4 protein-coding genes are annotated in these 2,785 nt (G+C 72.3%); 1 reads left to right on the top strand and 3 read right to left on the bottom strand.

Annotation, left to right across the window (positions count from 1 at the left end; all coding sequences use genetic code 11):
- Positions 1-46 precede the first annotated feature (46 nt).
- A complete protein-coding gene (hisG, locus tag SACSA_RS0102655; RefSeq protein WP_028661460.1) occupies positions 47-892 on the bottom strand; it encodes an ATP phosphoribosyltransferase in 846 nt (281 codons plus the stop codon).
- Between the two features lie 127 nt (positions 893-1,019).
- Positions 1,020-1,283 (bottom strand): phosphoribosyl-ATP diphosphatase, encoded by a 264-nt coding sequence (locus SACSA_RS0102660; protein WP_028661461.1) that lies wholly within the window; start codon positions 1,281-1,283, stop codon positions 1,020-1,022.
- 192 nt (positions 1,284-1,475) lie between these two features.
- On the opposite strand from SACSA_RS0102660, the gene SACSA_RS0102665 reads away from it, so the two are divergent.
- A complete protein-coding gene (locus SACSA_RS0102665) occupies positions 1,476-2,276 on the top strand; it encodes a class I SAM-dependent DNA methyltransferase (RefSeq protein WP_028661462.1) in 801 nt (266 codons plus the stop codon).
- 129 nt (positions 2,277-2,405) lie between these two features.
- Here SACSA_RS0102665 and SACSA_RS0102670 read toward each other — a convergent pair.
- Positions 2,406-2,785 (bottom strand): HAD family hydrolase (locus tag SACSA_RS0102670; protein ID WP_019813274.1); only part of this gene is annotated, 380 nt, incomplete at its 5' end.

Below are 2,785 nucleotides of genomic sequence, written 5' to 3' on the forward strand. Positions count from 1 at the left end.
GCCGCCGCAGGCGGCAGTGACCCGCGCGGCCCCGCGGGCCGACCGATCACAACCGGCAGGCGCGGATGTCGGAGGCCAGCACCGCGCGCGCGCCGACGGTGGCCAGCTCGTCCATGACCGAGTTGACCTGCTTGCGGGGCACCATCGCCCGCACGGCGACCCAGTCGGCGTCCGCGAGCGGGGCCACCGTGGGCGACTCCAGCCCCGGCGTGATGGCGATGGCCTCGTCGAGCAGGCTGCGCGGGCAGTCGTAGTCGAGCATCATGTACTGCTGCGCGAACACCACGCCCTGCAACCGCGCCGCCATCTGGGCGATCGGTTTCGACGCGGCGTTGCCGTCGCGGTGCACCAGCACGGCCTCGGACACGCAGATCGGATCGCCGAAGGCCACCAGGTCGTGCTGGCGCAGGGTGCGTCCCGAGCCGACGACGTCGGCGATCGCGTCGGCCACCCCGAGCTGGACCGAGATCTCGACGGCGCCGTCGAGCCGGATGACCTCCGCCTCGACGCCGTGCCGGGCGAGGTCGTCGCGGACCAGCCTCGGATACGACGTGGCGATCCGCTTGCCGCGCAGGTCCTGGATCGTCCAGTCGCGAACGGCGGGGGCCGCGTAGCGGAAGGTCGATCCGCCGAAGCCGAGGGAGAGCGTCTCGGCGACCGGAGCGCCGGAGTCCAGGGCCAGGTCGCGCCCCGTGATGCCCAGGTCGAGATCACCCGAGCCGACGTAGATGGGAATGTCCTTCGGCCGCAGGAAGAAGAACTCGACGTCGTTGACCGGGTCGAGGATGGTCAGGTCGCGCTGCTCATGGCGCTGCCGGTACCCGGCCTCGGCGAGCATCTCCGACGCCGGCCCCGCCAGCGCGCCCTTGTTCGGCACCGCGACCCGCAGCATCACGTGTTCCTTCCTCACTTCGGCAGTCGTCGTCGGCGCACCGGCGGTCTTTCGCTTCCGGTGCACCCGGCCTCCACTTCAGCGCCTCCCCGCGCCGGGCCGCCAGTCGAGATCGGCGAGACAACCCTCACAGGTGCCGGTAGACGTGCTCGAGCGAGACTCCCCGGCCGAGCATGAGCACCTGCACCCGATAGAGCAGCTGCGAGATCTCCTCGGCAAGGCGGTCATCGGATTCGTGCTCGGCCGCGATCCACACCTCGCCCGCCTCCTCGAGCACCTTCTTCCCCTGTGCGTGCACACCGTCGGCCAGCGCCCGCACGGTGCCCGAGTTCTCGGGCTTGGTCCGCGCGCGCTCGGCCAGTTCCGCGTACAGCTCGTCGAAGGTCTTCACGTCCCGGAATCCTTCCATCCGCTCCCGCCGTCCCGCCACGCGGCCCGCCCGGCGCCGGGCCACGTGGCGCGGGTGACGTTGACGCCCACACCGCCGCCGAGTTCGATTGAGGCGACAGGCACCGGTGGCGCGGTGGTGCTGCCGTCCGGCAGCGGACACGCGCCACCGGACGACGGGGTGGGGATTGGTGACATGGAGAACGGGACATCGTCTCCGGCGACCGACGGCCGTGCCGCGCGGACCGCTGTGCCGGTGCGGCTGCCGGAGCAGAGCGAGGCGATCGACCAGGACGCCGAGTACTGCTCGGTCCTGCTCGAGGGCCGCTGGCAGACCGTGCGCTTCCACGACTACGACCGGATCTTCTCCGTCCCGGGCCTGTACGAAACGCTGTTCCACGACCTTCTCGACTGCCGCTCTCCCGACGTGGTCGGCGCGCTGCTCACCGAGGAATTGCGACGCGACGGCGTGGCCGCGTCCGCTCTGCGTGTGCTCGACCTGGGCGCGGGCAACGGCCTGGTCGCGCAGCGGTTGCGCACCGTGGGAGCGGGTCACGTGGTCGGGGTGGACATCCTCGCCGAGGCACGGCAGGCGGCCCTGCGCGACCGGGCCGAGGTCTACGACGACTACCACGTGCTCGACATGACCGGATTGTCCGATTCGGAGGTCGAGCTTCTGCGTGGGTACCGCTTCAACGCGCTGGCCTGCGTCGCCGCGCTCGGGTACGGCGACATCCCGGTGCGGGCGTTCGCGACCGCGTTCAACTTCGTCTCCGACGGGGGCTGGGTCGCGTTCACCATCAAGGACCGCTTTCTGTCCGAGACCGACGAATCCGGTTTCGCCCGTCTCGTCCGGCGTTGCGAGGAGCGCGGCCTGCTGCGGGTCCGGGCCTCGCGGCGCTACCGGCACCGGCTCGACGTGCGCGGCGAGCCGCTGCACTACGTCGCCGTGGTGGGCATCAAGCAGGCCGACATCGGTGCGGACCTGCTCGACTGAGCCGCCCCCGAGAGGAACGGTGTTTCCCTGGGGGACTGACCGGCCGCCTGCGACCGGCCCACGGACGGGAAGAGGCAACTCGCGGAGCAGGAAGGGGCGACTCGCGGGCCGGGAAGGGGCAACTCGCGGTCAGTCGCGGGGGCGCAGGGCCGCGAGGGCCGCCGCGTCGACGCCCACGAGCGAGGTGCGCGCGACCCGGCCGGGGCCCGGCGGCACGGGCACGTCATGCGGCACCACCAGCACCGTGCACCCGGCCTCGGCGGCCGAGGTGGCGCCCACGGGGGAGTCCTCCACCGCCACGCAGGCCGACATCTCCACCCCGAGCAGGCGCCCGGCGCGCAGGTAGGGCTCCGGGTGCGGCTTGTTGAGCCCGTCCACCTCGTCCCCGCACACCGTGACGGTGAACGACTCGGCCCCGATCGTCTCGAGGGCCAGCTCGGTGAGCGCGCGTTCGGTCGAGGTCACCAGCGCGCAGGGCACGCCCGCCGCGCGCACGGCCGACAGGGCCT

It is taken from the genome of Saccharomonospora saliphila YIM 90502 (assembly GCF_000383795.1).
Classification (GTDB): domain Bacteria; phylum Actinomycetota; class Actinomycetes; order Mycobacteriales; family Pseudonocardiaceae; genus Saccharomonospora; species Saccharomonospora saliphila.